The 20346-nt window shown below is 45.2% G+C and carries 15 protein-coding genes; 13 read left to right on the top strand and 2 right to left on the bottom strand.

Annotated features, from left to right (window positions below):
• Positions 1-61 precede the first annotated feature (61 nt).
• Together N646_RS19650 and tssH are read right to left on the bottom strand one after the other, a co-directional pair.
• Positions 62-1693, bottom strand: a complete 1632-nt coding sequence (locus N646_RS19650; RefSeq protein ID WP_017820382.1) for a sigma-54-dependent Fis family transcriptional regulator — start codon at positions 1691-1693, stop codon at positions 62-64.
• Positions 1680-4358, bottom strand: a complete 2679-nt coding sequence (tssH, locus tag N646_RS19655) for a type VI secretion system ATPase TssH (RefSeq protein ID WP_021035954.1) — start codon at positions 4356-4358, stop codon at positions 1680-1682. The genes N646_RS19650 and tssH overlap by 14 nt, the downstream gene beginning before the upstream one ends.
• Positions 4359-4814: 456 nt before the next feature.
• Between tssH and N646_RS19660 the strand changes: the two genes are divergently transcribed.
• The 13 genes from N646_RS19660 to tssG all read left to right on the top strand — a co-directional run bounded on the left by N646_RS19660 (position 4815) and on the right by tssG (position 20335).
• The gene (locus N646_RS19660) at positions 4815-5333 is read left to right on the top strand and encodes an Hcp family type VI secretion system effector (protein ID WP_005373415.1); all 519 of its coding nucleotides are present in this window, start codon (positions 4815-4817) and stop codon (positions 5331-5333) included.
• Positions 5334-5405: 72 nt separating this feature from the next.
• On the top strand, positions 5406-7484 hold the full coding sequence (gene tssI, locus N646_RS19665) for a type VI secretion system Vgr family protein (protein ID WP_017820380.1): 2079 nt from the start codon (positions 5406-5408) through the stop codon (positions 7482-7484).
• Positions 7485-7486: 2 nt separating this feature from the next.
• A complete protein-coding gene (locus N646_RS19670; protein ID WP_017820379.1) occupies positions 7487-7969 on the top strand; it encodes a hypothetical protein in 483 nt (160 codons plus the stop codon).
• A 94-nt stretch (positions 7970-8063) separates the two neighbouring features.
• Entirely contained in the window at positions 8064-9383 is a 1320-nt protein-coding gene (locus tag N646_RS19675; RefSeq protein WP_017820378.1) for a hypothetical protein, read from the top strand.
• Positions 9364-10356 carry a DUF2169 family type VI secretion system accessory protein gene (locus N646_RS19680; protein ID WP_017820377.1) on the top strand — a complete coding sequence of 331 codons (993 nt, stop codon included), beginning with the start codon at positions 9364-9366 and terminating at the stop codon, positions 10354-10356. The genes N646_RS19675 and N646_RS19680 overlap by 20 nt, the downstream gene beginning before the upstream one ends.
• Entirely contained in the window at positions 10349-11293 is a 945-nt protein-coding gene (locus N646_RS19685; RefSeq protein WP_017820376.1) for a hypothetical protein, read from the top strand. Before N646_RS19680 ends, N646_RS19685 begins: the two co-directional genes overlap by 8 nt.
• 237 nt (positions 11294-11530) lie before the next feature.
• Entirely contained in the window at positions 11531-13531 is a 2001-nt protein-coding gene (locus N646_RS19690; RefSeq protein ID WP_017820375.1) for a serine/threonine protein kinase, read from the top strand.
• The gene (tssA, locus tag N646_RS19695) at positions 13518-15092 is read left to right on the top strand and encodes a type VI secretion system protein TssA (RefSeq protein WP_017820374.1); all 1575 of its coding nucleotides are present in this window, start codon (positions 13518-13520) and stop codon (positions 15090-15092) included. Before N646_RS19690 ends, tssA begins: the two co-directional genes overlap by 14 nt.
• A gap of 26 nt (positions 15093-15118) precedes the next feature.
• Positions 15119-15625 carry a type VI secretion system contractile sheath small subunit gene (gene tssB / locus N646_RS19700; RefSeq protein WP_005373381.1) on the top strand — a complete coding sequence of 169 codons (507 nt, stop codon included), beginning with the start codon at positions 15119-15121 and terminating at the stop codon, positions 15623-15625.
• An 8-nt stretch (positions 15626-15633) separates the two neighbouring features.
• A complete protein-coding gene (tssC, locus tag N646_RS19705; protein WP_005373378.1) occupies positions 15634-17109 on the top strand; it encodes a type VI secretion system contractile sheath large subunit in 1476 nt (491 codons plus the stop codon).
• Positions 17110-17170: 61 nt separating this feature from the next.
• A complete protein-coding gene (gene tssE, locus N646_RS19710; RefSeq protein ID WP_005373376.1) occupies positions 17171-17581 on the top strand; it encodes a type VI secretion system baseplate subunit TssE in 411 nt (136 codons plus the stop codon).
• Positions 17582-17591: 10 nt separating this feature from the next.
• Positions 17592-19340: a type VI secretion system baseplate subunit TssF gene (gene tssF, locus N646_RS19715; RefSeq protein ID WP_017820373.1), complete on the top strand. Its 1749-nt coding sequence runs from the start codon at positions 17592-17594 to the stop codon at positions 19338-19340.
• A complete protein-coding gene (gene tssG / locus N646_RS19720) occupies positions 19337-20335 on the top strand; it encodes a type VI secretion system baseplate subunit TssG (RefSeq protein ID WP_017820372.1) in 999 nt (332 codons plus the stop codon). The genes tssF and tssG overlap by 4 nt, the downstream gene beginning before the upstream one ends.
• Positions 20336-20346 lie beyond the last annotated feature (11 nt).

A 20346-nucleotide genomic window follows, 5' to 3' on the forward strand; every position in this document is an offset into this window, starting at 1 on the left:
TCGGGCGGTTTTCTTTTCTTATCACTTCATACTGAATTTAGAAGTTTCTTTTTAACCCCCATCAACCAGCTGCAGAAATGTCGTATTTCTTCATCTTGTGGTTGAGTGTGCTCATTGGCAGCGCCAATTGCTCAGCGGCCTTCTTGGTGTGCCAATTACACGCATTTAAGCAATCGATGATCACTGTACGCTCGTATTGGCTGACAACGTCCTTAAGGCTCTTTGAAACGTCTTCTAAATCCGCTTGTGCTTGCTGCTCGTAAGCAGGTTGCTCTGGGGTAGGTGAAGCTGCTTTCATGTCGATACTTGGTACATCTTCTGGGATTTGTTCGCCAAACTCAATGTGAGTAATGGTTTCAAAATCGGACAGTAGCACCGAGCGCTCGATGATGTTCTTAAGCTCACGCACGTTCCCTGGGTATTGGTAGGCAAGCAGCTGTTTACGTACGTTGGCACTTAACCCTGGCGCTTGCGGCAGACCTAGCGTGTTGGTTGTGTGTTGCACGAAATGTTCGGCAAGGGGAATAATGTCTGACTTGCGAGCTCTCAATGGTGGTAATGTAATAGGGAACACATTCAAACGATAGAACAAATCGGCACGGAATCCGCCATCTTTGATTTGCTGCATAAGATTACAGTGGGTTGCGGCGATAACGCGAACGTCCACCTCAATCTCTTTGCTGGTACCGATAGGGCGAACTTTGCGTTCTTGTAGTACACGCAGTAACTTTGCCTGCAGTAGCATTGGCATATCGCCAATTTCATCTAGGAAAAGCGTGCCGCCGTTGGCTGCTTCAAACAAACCGACTTTGTCTTTGTCTGCGCCCGTAAATGAACCTTTCTTATGCCCAAAAAGCTCAGATTCCAATAACTGCTCTGGAATAGCCGCACAGTTCTGAACGATCAAAGGCTGTTCTGAACGATTAGAGTTTTCGTGAATGTATTTCGCGATCACTTCTTTACCAGCGCCCGTTTCACCACGCAACAGAACGTCGACAGGAAGAGATAGCACCTTATCAAGACGATTCAAGACATTGAGCATTTCTTCGCTCTCTGCAATAGGACCTTGATAGGCTTTCTGGGTACGTTTTTTGAGCTGAGTGTTCTCGCGCACTAGGGCTTGATTGTCGGCATTGAGATTTTTTATTACTTGCCCGTATTGCTCTAACCACACAGCTTGGCGAATATTACTCGCGGCCATACGACAAAACTCAGTCAATGCAGCTTCATTGTCGATAACATTTAAATCGAGTAAGACTAACAGTCCAATGGTTTTGCTTTCGCTATCAATCAAAGGCCAAGCCAATAAGTTCTCGCTTTTTAATCCCAGTGTCTGCTCAGTTTGATAGATGCTTTCGCAGTCATAGCCGTTGTACTTATACAACTCGTTAATCAACACCACTTCACCATTACGAATGGCAAAGTTAAATGGGTCGTTCTCACTGGCTGAGTCTAACTGTAATGCTTCCCAAGGGTGGGAAACGATAGTTTTATCGTTATGGTGAGCGGTACTTGGAATCAACGCCTGCCCAGTCTGGTCCAAAACGTAAATGATGCCGTGCTTTGCGAGGGTCATTTGTCTCGCAGCGGTCAACACAGCATCCAACGTTTGGGTAAGCTGGCTGCGATCAGCCAAAGACTGACTGATCGCAAGTAGGGCGTTACTAAGTTCGCTATGGTTAGCTGAACGCATAGGTTAGTGTTCCTTGCTCATCGACAGACACTTCGATTTGCGTATGTGAATCATCCTTGTCATGCACTAATAGCTGAGTCGATAGTTGCGGCAGCAACTGACGGTTGATGACCGCGTCGATGTTACGCGCGCCCGTTTCAGCAAGGCGACAGTTACCTAGTACGAACTCAACCAAGCTTTCTTCGTAGCTCAGAGACAACTTGTGATGACTCTGTAGACGCTGAGAAACTTTGTTCAGCTTGTGGTGAATAATTTCTGTCATTGCTTCATCAGACAGCGGAACAAATGGTAGTACTGACATACGTGCCAACAGCGCCGGCTTGAAGTGTTGGTTCAAAGTAGGGCGAATAGCTTCTGCGATGATGTTTGCATCGATGTCTTTGGATTGATGAACCAAAGATTCGATCTCATGCGTCGCAAGGTTACTGGTCATGATGATCAGCGTGTTCTTGAAGTCGATTGTGCGGCCTTCGCCGTCGTTCAGCGTGCCTTTGTCGAACACTTGGTAGAACAGGTTCAACACTTCAGGGTCGGCTTTTTCCACTTCATCAAGAAGAACAACAGAATATGGACGTTGACGAACCGCTTCTGTCAGCATGCCGCCTTCACCGTAACCTACGTAACCCGGAGGAGAACCGATTAGGCGAGATACCGTGTGCTTCTCTTGGAACTCAGACATGTTAATGGTCGTCATAAAGCGCTCACCACCAAACATTTGATCAGCGATCGCACGAGCCGTTTCGGTTTTACCCACGCCACTTGGGCCAACCAGCAGGAATACGCCTGTTGGTGCGTCTGGGTTACCTAGACCAGCTTTCGCAGTTTGAATGCCTTCAGACAGTGCATCGATAGCGTATTCTTGGCCTTTGATGCTTTGTGTTAGGCTTTCTTTCAGTTTTAGCGTGGTTTCTGCTTCGTCTTGAAGCATCTTACCCATTGGAATACCAGTCCAGTCCGAGATGACGTGGCTAACTTCATCTGGGCCCACTTCAAAGTGAACCAGTGGGTTGCCATTGCGGATTACATCTAGCTGTTCTTGGCAGGCCGAAATGGCAATGCGAACGGCTTCTTCATCCATTTCTGCATATGGAGAAACGTCTTGCTCTTGTTCTGAATCTTCGTCTGCAACAAGCTCTTCTTCATTTGTTTCTCCAAAGACCAGTTCATGTAAGCGAGAGCGTAGAGCAATCATCTCTTGGATCTGCTCTTTTTCTTTGTGCCATTGCGCTTCTTGTTCTGCTAGCTCTTCTTTCGTTGTTTCCATTGCCAGTTTTAGGTCTGGAATGTTAGCAAGGCTGTGCTTGTCGCCAGTTTGCTGCAGAGCATCACGCTCAAGTGCTTCAAGCTCGCGCTGTTGAGCTGCAAGTTCTTGTTGCAGAGTCTCAACAGAAGCAGGAATGGCATTAAGGCTGATGTTCACTCGTGCACACGCCGTATCTAGTACATCGATCGCTTTGTCTGGCAGTTGACGACCAGAGATGTAACGAGCAGAAAGTGCTGCCGCAGCAGTGATAGCATCGTCACGCACGTAAACGTTATGTGACTTCTCGTATGCTGGGCGCAGACCACGAATGATCAATGCTGCTTGCTCAGGAGACGGTTCGTCGAGTTTCACCAATTGGAAACGACGCGCAAGAGCAGGATCTTTCTCGAAGTACTTCTTGTATTCCGACCATGTTGTCGCAGCGATGGTTTTCACTTCACCACGCGCTAGGGCTGGTTTTAGCAAGTTTGCCGCGTCGCTGCCGCCCGCTTGGTTACCACCGCCAACAAGGGTGTGTGCTTCATCGATGAAAAGAATGATAGGGGTTGGCGAGTTTTTCACTTCATCCAATACTGCGTTTAGGCGTTTTTCGAATTCGCCTTTTACGCTTGCACCAGCTTGCAGAAGACCCATGTCCAGGCCGTAAAGCTCAACACCTTTGAGGTTGTCTGGTACGTCACCTTGTACAATCTTAAGTGCCAAGCCTTCTACTACTGCGGTTTTACCAACGCCCGGTTCACCAACAGCAATAGGGTTGTTTTTACGGCGACGAGCAAGAATGTCCACGATTTGGCGGATTTCTTGGTCACGGCAGAAAACAGGATCGATTTCGCCTTTGCGTGCTTTACCAGTGAAGTCTGTCGTGAACTTGCTCAGTGCTGAGCCATCCTCACGAGCTTGTGTTTTCTCTGAATTAGCAACTTGCGCCTCAATAGAGTGGCTTGTTAGTTCTGCAAAGTTACGCTTAAGGCTGTCAGGATTTACCGCCTCAAGGATAGAGGCATAACCATGTTGGCCGTAACGGAGAGGATTGCTAACAAGAGTAAGGAGCAGGGCGCCAGAGCGGATTTGTGTTTCGGATAGATCTAAAGAAGAAACCAGCCAGCTTTCTTGCAACCATTCGATTAATAAAGCAGAAAAAACAGGTTTGCTGCCATTTCCTTTGGCGTTGGTGTCGAGTGTGGATCGAACCGATTGTCTTAATAAGTTCTCAGAACAATCAAAATGACTTAATAAGACGTCAAAATCACTATTTGGCCTTTCTAATAGACTCAGTAAATAATGCTCAATTTGAACTTCGTTTGCTTTTTCAGAGACTGCAAGTGCAGCGGCGTCTTCTAATGCTACTTTTGCAATCGGGTGTAGACGCTGAATTAATGAAGAAAGGTTTATATTTATCATAGCCATTTTATTCTTTAGAGGAAAAGAGGTAGCGGCTATTATACTAAAAGTGATTGCGTTCTTTTTTTATCAAGATATTTTGACTATCGTTTGTTGGTTATTTTTAATGATTATTGTGACATTAATGTTTGTGGTTATTTTAATGGCGTTGTTATTCTAAATTAATTGATAGTAAAAGTGTCGGATTTATTAGTTTTAATGACTTTATTTACACGGTTTTATATGGTTATTTTCACTTTTTAAAGTTAGAACAATTTATTATTATCTTAATCCAACTTTTTGGTTTTTTATCCAATAAATTGTACTCAAGATATTAGTGAATAATGTCTTTATTTGTTTAAATTGTTGTTTTTATTGCATTTTTAAAGTTGGCACGGACTTTGATTATACCAAGTAGTCGCGGTGATAAGCGATTTGGTGATTTAAACAAAACAGATTTTAGAAAAGGAAATAGCGATGCCAACTCCAGCATATATGTCTATCCAAGGTGAGACTCAAGGCCATATTACTAAAGATACTTACTCTGCAGATTCAGTAGGTAACACATGGCAAGAAGCTCACGTTGATGAGTTCCTAGTACAAGAACTTGATCACGTGCTAACTGTTCCACGTGATCCACAAAGTGGTCAGCCAACTGGTCAACGTGTACACCGTCCACTTGTTGTAACTAAAGTTCAAGATCGCTCATCTCCACTACTATTCAACGCACTAGTATCTGGCGAAAAACTTCCTGAGTGTGTGATCCGCTTCTACCGTACTTCAGTTCAAGGTAAACAAGAGCACTACTACTCAATCAAATTGATTGATGCGCTACTTGTCGATATCCAAACTCGTATGAACCACTGTCAAGACGCAGCAACAGCTGACCGCGTGACAGAAGAAGTGCTTAAGTTCACTTACCGTGCGATCGAAGTAACTCACGAAAACTGTGGTACTGCGGGTAACGACGACTGGCGTGCTCCACGCGAAGCTTAATTGCTCGTCGCGTAAAGATTCAGGGCCAACGATTGTTGGCCCTAATTCGATTATTTGTATCAGGTAAAAGATATGGTGAATGACGTAGAATTTAAATTTGAAGTGCCTGGATGTGGGCATGAATTTCGGGTTGAGAGCTTTCATGTTCATGAAGAGTTATCTAAGCCTTTCCACATCAATCTCTCATTACTTTCACTTGATCCAGATATCTCGTTCGATGAGTTAATACGTAAAGCAGGAACATTGACACTTTACGGACAAGGTGTTGGGGCTGCGCGTGTGTTCAACGGCGTGGTGAATGAAGTTCGTTACTTAGGGACTGGACGTCGTTTTTCTCGTTATCAATTAGTCTTGGTTCCTCAAGCTTGGTTCTTATCTCAGCGCCAAGATTGTCGTATTTTCCAGCAAAAGTCAGCGCAAGACATCATCACAGAAGTACTCGATGATGGGACAGTCACCGATTACCGATTTGAAGTGTCGGGTACTTATCCTCCAAAAGAATACGTTCTGCAATACCGTGAGTCTGACTTGCACTTCGTGCAGCGTATGATGGCTGAACACGGTATGTGGTATTACTTTGACCATAGCGATTCAAATCATACGATGGTCATTGTCGACAGTAATGACGCGATTGCACCTTTGATAAGCTCGCCACTAAATGCTTCTTACATTGGGCCGATTGTTTATCATGCCGATGGTGGCGGTGTTGCCGATCGCGAACATATCTCTGATCTCGAGTTAGTTAACCGCGTTAGAACGGGACAGGTTACGTACACAGATTACAACTACGAACACCCTAAAATTCCACAAGAGATGACACAGGCTGGCGAGCTAGACCAAGATCTCAAGCAGTTTGATTATCCTGGACGATACGTCGACCCGCTGATGGGTCAGGTGAGAACCACGGAGTGGATGTCGGAACACATAGTCGATAATCAACAAGTGGAAGCAACGAGTGACGTAATGCGCTTAGCATCTGGTTACAGCTTTAACGTCAGTGACCACCCGCGTTCTGAGATTAACCGCGATTACCTTATGTTGTCTGTAATGCACACAGGTCAAGATCCGCAAGTGCATGAAGATGAAGCGAGTGGTATGCCAACCACTTACTACAACCAGTTCTCGTGTATTCCACGTGATGTGGTGTTTAAAGCGCCTAAACTAGCGGCACCAGTAGTGGATGGCCCTCAAACGGCGGTCGTTGTAGGACCAGAAGGTGAAGAGATTTACACCGACAAGCTTGGTCGAGTGAAAGTACAGTTCCATTGGGATCGCTACGGTGATAACAACGAGCATTCAAGCTGTTGGATTCGTGTAAGCCAATCCATGGCGGCGCCAACATGGGGCGCAGTTTATTTGCCGCGTATTGGCCATGAAGTCGTAGTGACTTTCCTTGAGGGGGACCCAGATCGTCCGTTAGTTACGGGCGCAGTTTACAACGGTTTGCATTTCCCACCGTACTCTTTGCCAGAAAACAAAACTCGTACCACGTTCCGCACGCAAACGCACAAAGGAACAGGTTACAACGAGTTGAGTTTTGAAGACGAAGCGAACCAAGAAGAAGTCTATATTCACGCTCAAAAAGACATGTCGACCAAGGTGCTCAACAACCGTTACCGTGATATCGGTCAAGATGAATTCTTGAAAGTTGCACGTCACCAAACGAATGAAGTTCATGGTGACCATAAAGAAACCATTCATGGACATAAAACGACACAAGTAAACAGTACGTTTACCGAGACAGTCGAGCAAGACGTTACCGTCACATACAACGCGAACGAAGCCCAGTATGTGAAAAACAATTCTGACTTAGAAATTGGTGATAACCGTACGACTAAGATCGGTAAAAATGATGACTTAGATATTGGCGAAAACAGTAACCTTACTATCGGTGCGTCTAAGAGTTCAGATATTGGTGCGGATGATAACCAGACGGTTGGTGGCAACTTAACGGTATCAGTGAAAGGGAACACCGCTTATAAAGCTGATGGTGCAACGCAAATTATCAGTGGCGACAAGATTGTATTGAAAACGGGTGGTTCCTCTTTAGTGATGAACAGTGATGGTTCAATAAAGTTATCAGGCTCGGCTATTACGATCGAAGGCAGTGACAAAGTCGTCGTGAAAGGTGGCAACGTAGTGGTTAACTAACAATGGAAAAACAACCTCTTACAACAGAAGTAATATCAGAGCAGCAAGCCGAATCAACGGCTTGCTTTTCGCGTTTTGGAAGAATAGTGGCTATCAATGAGTCTACGGGCAGTGTGCGAGTTGATTTTGATGGTAACCCATTTAATCAGCCACTCACTGCGAGACTAGGACGTGGCTTTCGTCGTTCTGAGCTGCAAATGGCTATCGATAATCGATTAAGTTGTCGAGTTGAATTTTTGAACGACGACTTAAGCTTGCCTCTTGTGACGGACATTTTCTTCTCCATTCTGGATGACTCTGACGAGTTTGTATTGCGAGCGAAGAAGATGGTTATCGAGACAGAACAAGAGTTGGTAGTCAAAAGTGGTGAGACAGAAACTCGCTATAGCGGGCGCGATGGACGAATTACCACTAAAGCGAAGTACGTCACCTCTCAAGCAGAAAAAGCACAAAAAATTCAAGGCGGAACGATCGCAATTAACTAATTACCTAGCATTAGCTAATTTACGTCGAGTTAGCTAATTACTTTGTATTAACTAATTGCAATCGCGTTATGGCACGCTAATAACGGATAACTAGATGCGACAAAGAATCGGTGTCGAGCACCTAAAGGCACCCATAACCAATCAAGAAGTCGAAGGCGCGTTAGCAAAAGCTGAGCGCGCTGTGAACGACCTTTCCCAATTGCCAGTAACATGGCTGGATTTCTGTAATGAAAAGCTGTCCATTGCTTCTGAAAGTATCGGTTTTTTAATCAGGCAGCGAGTTCAAATTCACAAAAGGGGTTATCCAAGTCGTGAGTTGGCGTATCTCAAGCTGATTGAACGCCAAATTGAAGAACTGAAGCAGGTGTACTTGTCGTTTTATCGCTTAGCACCGGGGTTGATTCATCAATTAAGAGACCAGGAGCCAGAAATCTACAGCTGGCTGATGCTACAGGGCGAGTTGGGCTCAGAGTTGGATAACCTTTTGTGCGGATTGAGTTTACTCGAAGATATTGACACTAAAACTGCAATGGTCGTTGCCGTGCAATCTTCGGTTGAATCTATGGATAGCACGCTTTCGGAGCTTATTGAGGGTAATGCGACATCCAGTGCGTTTTACTTTGAATGCTTACGTGTACGTCAAACATTAAGTGTTTCTCTCATCAAGCGCTGGCACAATGTCAGCATCATCAGCTCTCAAGTTGCTTTGCCACTGCTCGCTTTACAAGACGTAAAAGAGGGGATTGATTGGCTTAATGACAATGCAGGCAGCGAACAATACCTATTTGAACGTTTGATTACCAAACGTGACAGAGGCACTTGGTTCCGTCAGAGCTTTGGCATCGAACCAAATAGATTACCATCAGCGCAAGTGCTTACTTATGCCAAGTTGCTTGAGTTAAAAGAGTTTGAGGCGTTTGATATCTCTTCTTCATTAGCACCTGTTGATTTTGCGCTGAGTGGCGATTGGAAACTGGTGCCCCAAATCATCGAGCACTTGGAAAGTCTGGAGGAAGCTGAAGGTGAAGTTTGGCTTCAAGCCTTGTATGTCGTCTACGGAAAGCTTCTTCCTCTGAATCCGCAAGATGTTGGTGTCGAGTATGAATGGGAAGAGATCGTCGATCTGCTCAATGAGTGGGTGGAAGATGAAAAATATATGCAAAATCTACCAAGCCGCTTGGGTTACGCATTGAGCTTCGAGTCTACGTTAGCTGCGATGCAAGATTCTAACGTTGATGTGCTGTTCCGCGACTGGCTATGGCGCCAAATCTGCATTCAATCCAGAGCCTACGTGCCTTGGGATATGGCGATGCCGATTCATCAACAAGACTGGAACTTCAACAATTTAAAGGCCGCACCTTCTGCGAGCGAACGATTCAACTTAAGGAATAGCAATGCAGTTATGGGATATTGAAGCGCACCCTGAGCTATCACTTAAAGGTCGTTTTCAACGTGACGAAAACGGCGATGAAGTGTGGGTTGTTGTCGCCAAACGCACATGGCAATTCGATGGTGTGGTTTGGCACGAATTAGGTGAAAGTGAAATCTTCGATGATCCCCAATATTTGGGCGAAGAAGGCTTCTCTGCGATGAAAGTTGACCACGAATTCGCGTATACCAAAGACAACACAGATGTACTTGTTTACGGCAAAGCGCGCAGCTACGCGAAAAAGCCAGTGACATACCAAGAATGTCGTGTGTTGATTGATGGTCATATCGATAAGACTCTCGCTATTCACGGGGAGCGCGTATGGGTTGAGCATGCTGGCAGTATCACGCTGAGCAATCCAGTCCCATTTATTGAAAAAGACATTGATTACACTTGCGCGGTAGGCGGTGATTTACGTAACCGAATAGGTGGTGGGGTTGCCTACTCCAACAAAGAATTGCTTGAACAGAAAGTACCCTCGATTTTTTATCCCCGAGAGGACTGGAGTGCCGCCGCGAAAAAACTACGCGTTGCGGGGTTCGGGCCAGTGCCTCCGTTCTTTGAGTCGCGCCAGAAGCTGGCCGGCACGTTCGATGACGATTGGATTGAGAATCGCAAGCCAATGTTGCCACTCGATTTTGATAAGCGGTTCTTCCAAAGCGCGCCTATTGATCAACAGTGCAAAGGCTTCCTTCATGGAGGGGAGCGTTTGATGATGAGTGGCTTTTGTCATGATGACACGCTTTCATTTCGAATTCCTAAAGAAAAATACCGTGCGATCGCGACGTTCAAAGATCAAAGTTATCAAGCTGATATGGCGATGTACACCTTATTCGTTGATGCGGAAAAGAAAACTATATCAATCAGTTACACCGCTGCGTTTCCTTGTCAGGGCAAGGAGCATTTGTTGGTGTCGACATCCATCACTAAGTTGGAAGAGGTAAGCGAGCATGCATAATTCAACAGGCCGTTACGTGCTAGGGATGGAAGTGATGACGCCAACCGGTATGAATTTAGATATTGCTAGTGCAGTTTCGTATGCTGACTTAGGAAGATTCGACCAATGTGTAGGGGATGATGGTATCGAGCGTTTTACTTACGCCAAAATCGAATACACCAAAGAAAGTGAGCAGTTTGAGAAAACGTGTGAGTTAATCACCCACTTGCTTGATTCATTGTTAGCACAGTTACCACGTTCATTGAGACCAATACCTTTGCTTATAGCGGTGCCTGCGTCTGTTTCACTAGTAAAGGTGCAAGAATGGCTTGGTGAAAGTAACTATGCTGAATTTCTCTCTGTGGTGAATGCTGTTCATGCCAGTGGGCCCAGTTTCGTTCTCCAGGCCATGAAATCATTGGATAAATATGATGCTATGATGTGTATCAGTGTCGATTCCTTGGTGAGTTCGATGCAAACACTCATCGACGATGCGATGGTAATGAGTACCAATAATCCATGGGGCGTTATTCCGAGTGAGGGTGGGGCGGGTTTAATTCTTTGTCGAAGAAATACCGTAGAAACATTGAAACTTAAGCCTCAAGCGCAGCTTGGCTACATTGATACGGAATTAAACACTTCAGACCGAAGAGGCATGTTTCGACTTGTTCAACGTGCGAGTAAAAAGCTCGATTCATTTGGTGAAGTGTATTCCGATATGACGAACCTGCGCATGCATTCGGAAGATTACGGCTTTGCTCTGGGGGCGAAAGCAGAACGATTCACGAACCCAGAACAACCGCAGCTTATCAATGAGTTGTGGGGCACAATGGGCAGTTGTTCTTCTCTCGCTTTAATTGCCTTTGCGGTCAGAGAGCACCACTTTAAGCAACCAACTACGTTGTTAATGTTCGACTTTCATGGTGACAAAGGAGTTCTCCAATTACTGCAATGTTAGTGGGCGCTCATCGATCAAATGGCAATGAAAATATACTCATATTATTAGGTTGAAGTTTGTAACACGAAAAAGCGTATAACTCATGCAGTGAAAGCGTAAGTAAAAAGGTCTAATAAGTTAGTAATAATAACTAAAATAATAGGCTTACTGTTTGTTTTAAATACCAACCTTGATACAAGTACGTTCAAGAAAATATTATTCAACTCTAATAATATTTATTCTATGAAAGAGTACTAAGTGTCTAATAATCAGAGTACAGCCAAAGGATATATCGATCAGTTGGTTGTTAAAGCTATTGAGAAAAAGAAACTGAATGAGCAAAGGCTAGCAGAAAAAAATAAGCCGAAGCTTGAGTACGTGCTTTTTTCACAGTTTGATGTATTAGACAAGCTTCCTTCTAAAAATGGTAAGACAACGGTTTACCATCTTGCAAAAAAAGGGCAGCCAGAGAAGCAAATCTGTTGCAAAGTTATCAATGATGACTCGCCAGAATTTGCGAGCAAAATGTTGATTAACGAAGCGAGCAGGCTGGAGCTTTCTCAACACCCTAGCGTGGCTAACTTTGTAAAAATCGGCAACGAATTCGAACGCCCATATTTGATGTACGAGTGGATCCAAGGTGAATCACTGGCAGAAAAAATGGAGCGTCATTCTTCTAAAGGCTTCCGCCACGACCACATCGCTTGGTTGGTGTATCAACTCGCTGGCGCTCTAGAGTTTATGCATACAAGAGGTATCTGCCATCTTGATATCAAACCATCAAATGTTTTGGTTAGCGAAGGCGATTACGTTAAGCTCATTGATTTCGGCGCTGCTCGTTACATTGGAGAGACAGAACCTTACGCAGAAGCAAGCTTGAGCTACGCTTCCCCTCTTTATATAGAAACTGGCATCGCGGAACCGCAAGATGATGTTTACTCTCTCGCTTTGCTCGCTGGACATCTATTTTTAGGATCAATATTTGGTGATGCTTGGAATAAGCAGTTAGAAGACCGAAAGCGTCCGGCTTTGATCCCGGTTCATATTTGGAAATTGCTGAAAGAAGTCATCAACAAACCAAGAGGGCATGGCTATACCGCTATTTCTTTTGCTCAACAGTTAGCGCGAATCGATACGCAATCAATTAGCTCAAATTCTAACGCACCAATTTTCAGTAGCTTGCGTAACGCGGACTTGCTGCTTACACACTGTAAGCCAAATGATAAAACGGCGTATGGTCGCTTTAAAATATTAGAGGCGAGCTTAGTGTTGAGTGTGCTGGCAACAGCAGGAAGTTATTTATATCAACAGAATAAAGATCAATTGGATGCTATTTTTTCCCAAGGTGTCACTACTATAACTCACGTTATTACGCCCTCTGAAACGGCTTCTTTTTTGGCTCAGCCTCCATGGAAAATCAAAGAAGAATTGTCTCAAGCTACTCAGAGTATTGATATGACAGAAGCTTATCGAACAGCATATCAAGCTCAGCAGTTAAGCCTCTCGAATTTATATGAAGAAAAACAGGCTCAGTTAACGTCGTATCAATCGTTAGCGGATGGCTTACCAATGGCATTAGTCGAATTACGTAAGGAGCTTGTCACCTTGCGAGAAACCCTTGTTCGTGACGGTGCTCTGTTTCCATATGCGGATGAGGCGTTGACTAAAGTGATGTCTGGGTTAAATGTCGCGTCTATCGATTCCATGAAAGTATCTGCCATAGCTGGCAGTCGAGATAAGCAGATTGCTCGTTTAATTTTAGATGGTGAAGCTAAGCTCGCAGAAAATGAAATGAAAGAGGCATGGTTATTAAACCAGTCACAAGCCTATTTCTACAACCAAATCTTACCAAAGGCTGTGATGGAAAATATTAATGACTCCATCGATAAACATGCAGAGGCGCACTTTTACACCAAAGCAATTGAAGAAGCTGAATTAGCCAAAGCCTACTTCGGTAATACGCCAGAACTAGACAAAAAAATAAAGGATTTAATCGTCGCAAGAAGCGAATTTATTTTGTTTAGCACCGTGATGGAGCAATCCGTTTACGACAAACAAAAGCTACATGAATCCCTTGCCGATTTAGAACGGAATGCACCAAGCAAATTTACAGAAATCACGAAAATTCTAGATAGCATGGCGTCGGATGCGATAGAGCAGAGCCATCGGTTATCTAAGCCAGCAAATGGCGCAATTGCGGTAGCGCGTGCGTTGAGAGATTACTTGACTGAAGGAGACGTGAATTTTGTCCAACATTGATATCGATCGTCTGCTTAATCCTATTTCTGATGAATCTCCAGTGGGAAACGATGCCCGTTACGAGTTTTGCTACGAGATGATGGAATCTGAAGTAAAGAAATTCGGTTCCTTGTTTGGCGAAACAGTAGATTGGAGCGTGGTAAAAACGCACGCGACTGAAGTTCTAGAGCACCACAGTAAAGACTTAAAAGCCATTTGTTACCTCGTTCGCGCGCTAACAGAAGAGTTTGGTCTGCAAGGCTTTGAACAAGGTCTAAAGCTGCTTAGTGAGGCGTTAAGTCGCTTTGGCGTTGAATTGTATCCTTCGCGAAAGCGGGGTCGAGATGGCGCGGTTGAATGGTTGAACCATCAGTTTAAACTGGTCAGTAGCAAGTTAGCGGAAAGCGCTCAGTCATGGGATTTGGTATCAAACTGCATTTCGACTATTGAAGAAGTGCAGCGCCAGTACGACGAGGTTTACCAAGACTCAGAAGCGGATTTCTTTGAGATTCGCACTCAACTCAATGTCTTATCTCAACAAGCGGTGGCTGATGAGCAGAGCTATGATGCAGTCGTTAACGTCGAACAAGCGGCGCCTGCACCAGCTACGCAGCCTGCTGCCGCAGAAACGCCAGCGCAGAGTGAAGTGCAAACCGCACCGGTGAAGGCGGTTCCGCCGGCCCCTAAACCTGCGCCAGTTAAGAAAGCGGTAGCAAAAGAAGTCGATGTCGATACGGACTTCTCTTCGCCTACGGCTTCTAAGCGCACCTTGAAGAAGGTGGCGGAAGTCATGCTTCATGCGAACCCAAGTGATCCGCTGGCTTACCGGATTTATCGTCATCTGACTTGGGATGACATTGATGGTCTACCCGACCACCAAAACAATCAAACGCCTTTGAGCTTGGCAGTGTCGTCCGATCAACAAGCGGAATACCGAGATAAAGCTGACCAAGAAAGCGACATCGACACGATTAAGCGTTTGGAGCGCACATTAACGGATGCGCCGTTTTGGCTGACGGGCCATTACTTCGTGTATTCGATGCTTAATAACTTGGGCTTTGATGATGCAGCGCTTGCTGTGAAACAAGAAGTGACGCGTTTTGTTGAATCGCTAGAGGGCATCGAGCACCTCTCATTTAAGAATTCTATACCATTTGCAGATGAAGCGACCTTGAGCTGGTTATCGACTCAAGATACTACTTCTTCGACTTCTCAACCCGTTGTTCAAACGGTTGTGATTTCGCAGGAAGACTCGCTGCCAATGGAGGATATCACTCTAGAAAATCTAGGGGAATGTGCCGCAGAGCTTGCCCACAAACTTGAGCTGGATAGCTCGGGACGTGGGCAGTTCATGCTGTATTTACAATTGATAGCAGCTTACCAGTCTGTTGGATTATACCCGTTGTGTTTGCCGTATCTTGAGAAGGGGTGGGAAGTACAAAAAGCGTTTAATCTCGCGAACTGGGAACCCCACTTATCGTCACAGTTAGAAGACCTAATTCGAAAAACACTCCATCGGTTATTTGGAAGCAAGGATCTTCTACCTGAGAAGTATGAAGAGTGGAAAGCAATTTACGACTAATTAAAGAGTTAGATAAGGAACGAATTATGTCACGTGACGGCTCGGTGGCTCCTAAAGAGCGAATTAATATCCGTTATGTTCCAGCAACTGGCGATACGCAAGAAGACGTAGAGCTGCCGCTAAGCATGATGGTAGTTGGCGACTTTACTGCGCGTGCAGATGAGACACCAATTGAAGAACGTACTCCAATTAACATCGACAAAGACAACTTTAACGAAGTGCTAGAGGGCATGTCTCCAAACGTTAAAGTCAACGTTGAAAACCGTCTTTCTGATGAAGAAGGCGGCCAGATAGGTGTTGATCTGACCTTCCAAAACATGAAGGACTTCTCTCCTGAAGCGATCGCGAAAAGTGTACCTGAACTAAACAGCCTACTTGAGCTTCGCGAAGCCTTGGTTGCACTGAAAGGTCCTCTAGGAAACGTTCCTGCGTTCCGTAAGAAGATCGCATCGGTTCTTCAAGATGAAGAAGCGAGAAAGAAACTGTTGGATGAACTAAGCATTGGCAACGACCAAGACGCGAAAGAAGAGTAAGGGATATCATGTCTGCAGAAGCACAAGCGCCAGAACAAGAAGCAGCCTTAGTTGAATCAGGTTCACTTCTGGATAGCATTCTTAACGAAACACGTTTAAAGCCAAGTGATGAAGGTTTTGACGTTGCAAAGCGCGGCGTAGAAGCATTCATCAGTGAGCTACTAAGCAGTTCGAACACAGAGAAAGTCGACCAATCTCTGGTTGATCTGATGATCTCTGAAATCGACCAAAAATTGTCTAAGCAAGTTGATGCAATTCTTCACAACGAAGAAGTTCAAGCGATTGAATCAACGTGGCGTGGCCTTAAGTACCTGGTTGATCACACTGACTTCCGCGAGAACATTCAAATCGAACTGATCTCTGCGAAGAAAGACGAAGTTCTTGATGACTTCGAAGACGCGCCAGAGGTGGTGAAGTCTGGCCTGTACAAGCAGATCTACACACGTGAATACGGCCAGTTCGGTGGTAAACCTGTTGGCGCCGTCATTTGTGATTACGCTATGTCAGCTTCGTCGCCTGACATCAAATTGATGGAATACATGGCTAACGTAGGTGCAATGTCTCACGCACCATTCATCACGTCGGCATCGGCTAAATTCTTTGGTCTAGACAGCTACGAAGAGCTGCCAAACCTAAAAGATCTGAAGTCTGTATTCGAAGGTCCACAGTACGCGAAATGGCGTGGTCTGCGTGAGCACGAAGATGCGCGCTACCTAGGTCTATGTACGTCTCGCTTTATGCTACGTACGCCTTACTCTGTTGAAGATAACCCAATCAAGGCGTTTGACTACGATGAGCAAGTCACAGACAGCCATGATAACTACCTATGGGGCAACTCAGCGTACGCGATGGCGTCTAAGATCAGTGAATCATTTGCTAAGTACCGTTGGTGTCCGAACATTATTGGTCCTCAAAGCGGTGGTACTGTACAAGATCTACCGGTTTACAACTTTGAAGCTATGGGTCAAATCGAGACTAAGATCCCAACCGAGATCCTGGTTTCTGACCGTCGTGAGTACGAGCTAGCGGAAGAAGGCTTCATTGCGCTAACCATGCGTAAAGGTTCTGACAATGCGGCGTTCTTCTCTGCAAACTCTGTTCAAAAACCAAAAGTGTTTGCGAACACGCCTGAAGGCAAACAAGCCGAGATGAACTACAAGCTAGGTACGCAGCTTCCTTACATGTTCATTATCAACCGTTTAGCGCACTACATAAAAGTGCTACAGCGTGAGCAAATTGGTTCTTGGAAAGAGCGTTCTGACCTAGAAATCGAATTGAACAAGTGGATCCGTCAATACGTTTCTGACCAGGAGAACCCGCCAGCGGAAGTCCGTGGTCGTCGTCCACTTCGCGCTGCGAAGGTAGAGGTATCAGACGTAGAAGGCGATCCAGGTTGGTACAAAGTATCGATGTCTGTACGTCCTCACTTCAAGTACATGGGCGCAAGCTTCGACTTGTCTCTAGTTGGTAAGCTAGACCAATAACCCATTACTGAAACCATCAAGCAGCCAGTGAAGACTGGCTGCTTTTTTCGTAGGACCGCATATGGAAAAAGGTTACCGTCTTTTAGAGCGGATCGAGCTAGGAGAACCAAAAAACTGCTACGAGAAAGTGGTGTCTCATAAGCATTTGATTGAATCCATTCACTCGCATCTCGCTGACTTGTTGAATACGCATTCCGGCAACGCAATGATCGACAATGAGTATGGTCTGCCAGATTTTAACGACGTACTTTCTAACAACACAAACCTCGTTCGCCATATTCAAAAAAACATTACGTCAACCATAGAACGCTTTGAGCCCCGACTGCTTAATGTCGAGGTTCATTACCGTGAAGATCACCATAATCCATTACAACTCGGCTTTGGTATTCGCGGCGAAGTTTCCCATAACGGCGGTAAAGTCCCAATGTCGATCGATGTCTACATGGGAACCGACGGCCAATTTAACGTTTAGTAGGTGCCACTTGAGTAACAGTAAATACTTTCAAGATGAACTCACGTATTTACGCGAGTCGGGTAGTGAGTTTGCCAAATATCATCCGAAGTTAACTCACTTTCTCTCTGAAGGAACTTTTGATCCAGATGTCGAACGATTGCTGGAGGGTTTTGCTTTTTTGACCGGACGCATCCGCGAAAAGATTGACGATGAACTTCCTGAGCTAACGCAATCTCTGATGACTTTGCTGTGGCCACATTACATGCGTTCGATTCCGTCTTTGTGTATTAGCGAACTAAAACCGCATACCGGAAGTGTTACTGAGAAAACCGTGGTGAAACGTGGTGCGGAAATGGCCAGCGAGCAGGTAGAAGGCACGCAGTGTTTGTTCCGTACTTGTTATGACGTCAATCTATACCCAATTACGATTACTAACATCGAACAAACTAACAGCCGCACCAGCTCGATGATTGATGTGACGTTATCGACGGAGCATGGCCTTGAGCTGTCTCGGATAGGTTTAGACACGCTGCGATTGCACCTGCATGGTGAGATTCATATTACTCGCACTGTCTTCTTATGGCTGTTCCGTTATCTAGATCACGTCGAGTTGGATGTTGGTGGCGGCTACAAACATCGTTTAGGGCCAGAATACGTTAAGCCAGTCGGGCATGAAGAGGACGAGGCGCTGTTGCCTTACAGCAAAAATTCCTTTGCAGGCTACCGTTTGCTGCAAGAATTCTTCTCTTTGCCAGATAAGTTCATGTTCTTCGACATTAAAGGCTTAGAGTGGCTAAAAGGCATTCCACAGCGCAGTACGGTCAAAATCAAATTCCACTTTAAGCGTGCTTTGCCTTCAGAGGTGGTGCTTAAAGATAAACACTTAAGGTTGCACTGCACACCTGCCGTCAACTTGTTTGAAAAAGACGGCGATCCAATCCGTTTAGAGCATCGACGAAACGAGTACAAGGTGCGTCCACAAAGTAACACTCAGGAGCATTACGAGGTTTATTCCATTGAGCAAGTGGAGAGCTGGAGTAAAGACGAGCGTCGCCGAAAACCACTGATTGAATTTGAATCGTTTGAGCACCAAATCAACCAGCGTGATAAGCGAGAGTTCTACAAATCCAAAGTGGGTGAGCGAGTAAGCGGAAGAGGGTTAGAGCGCTATATCTCATTCCATACTCACAATGGCGACATTGCGGATTTAGGGACTGAAACAGTATTGATGAAACTGCAATGCAGTAACGCAGACTTAGCGGAGCGCCTGTCAGTAGGAGATATCACGTACGCGACGCACAAATCGCCAACGTATGCGACGTTTAAAAACATTACTAAGCCAACACAGTCAGTAAGTCCTCAGGTTAATGGTGAACTTCAATGGCAGTTGATTGCCAACATGTCGCTCAACTACTTGTCTTTGGCCAATATCGATGTGTTGAAAGTGTTGCTCTCGACTTACGACTTCCACTCTCGAGTCGATAGACAAGCCCACCGCGCGTCGATTCATCGACTTGATGGCATTATTTCGTCAGAGATGAAACCAATCGATCGCGTATTTCGTGGTGTATCTGTGCGTGGTAACCAATTCAAGCTCGTGACGGACTCTAAGTTCTTCGTAAATGAAGGCGATATGTTCCTTATGGCCACGGTATTGAATGAATTTATCCGTTTGTATTCGAGTGTGAACTCCTTTACCGAACTAGAGGTGTTCGATGAAGCGACGGGCGAGGTTTACAACTGGGCAAGCCTAATCGGGCAGCAGACGATACTATGATTAACACACTTTCTGATAAGTCGAATGAGTTTAGTTTCTACCAAGCGGTGTTGCTGTTAGAGAAACACTACCAGCTGGAGCCAAACTCAAACTTTGTTGCCGTGGGCGAGAACAAATACTTCCACCAAGAACGAATTGAGTTCAGCGTGTCGCCAAACTTGTGCTTTCCAAAGAGTGATATGGATTTTATTACTCATATGGAAAGAAACGGACAGCAATATTCACGTATTGAGACGAACTTTCTTGGCTTGCATGGTTCAAGCTCGCCCCTACCTGCGTCTTACACTGAGAAACTCGTCGGTCGTGATCCCGATGATAACCCAGTGAAGGACTTCTTCGACTTTTTCCACAACCGCTATACAAGCTTACTGTATCGTGTTTGGAAGAAATACCGATATCACGTGCAGTACAAAAGCGGGGCGAGCGATGCGTTTTCTGGGCGCATACTGCATTTGGCTGGTCTGTCTAGCGTTATGCAAGATTGTGAAGTAGCGGAGTTAGATCGAGCGAAAGTTCTGTCTTACGTGAACCAGTTATCTACGCGTACACGCTCACCCAAGCTTATTTCCGGTATTGTTTCGCACTACTTTTCACTGCCGAATGTGCGAATCGAAGAATGGGTTTATCGGCGGGTCGAGATTGCAGAAAGCCAACGTAACAAACTCAACCGCTCCAATTGTATATTGGGGCAAAGCTTACACTTGGGACAAAGCATTGCGGATTTGAACGGCAAGTTTAACTTGTGTATCGACAACATTGATTTTGAAACGTTTAAGCAGTTTTCCTACGATGGTGAGTTACATAAGACGCTGGTGGGCTTGATGCGCTTTATTCTGCGTGACCCAATGTCGTGGGACCTAAAGTTGACAGTTAACCTAGACAGTATTCCAGAAAACAAACTGGGTAATGGAGAAGGGAACCAACTAGGTCAAACGTTCTGGCTTGGCAACCCAGGTGATAAAGACGCCAAAATTCGACTTATCGGAAGCATATAAGAAAGCCGCTC

The sequence above is a fragment of the Vibrio alginolyticus NBRC 15630 = ATCC 17749 genome, assembly GCF_000354175.2.
GTDB lineage: Bacteria > Pseudomonadota > Gammaproteobacteria > Enterobacterales > Vibrionaceae > Vibrio > Vibrio alginolyticus.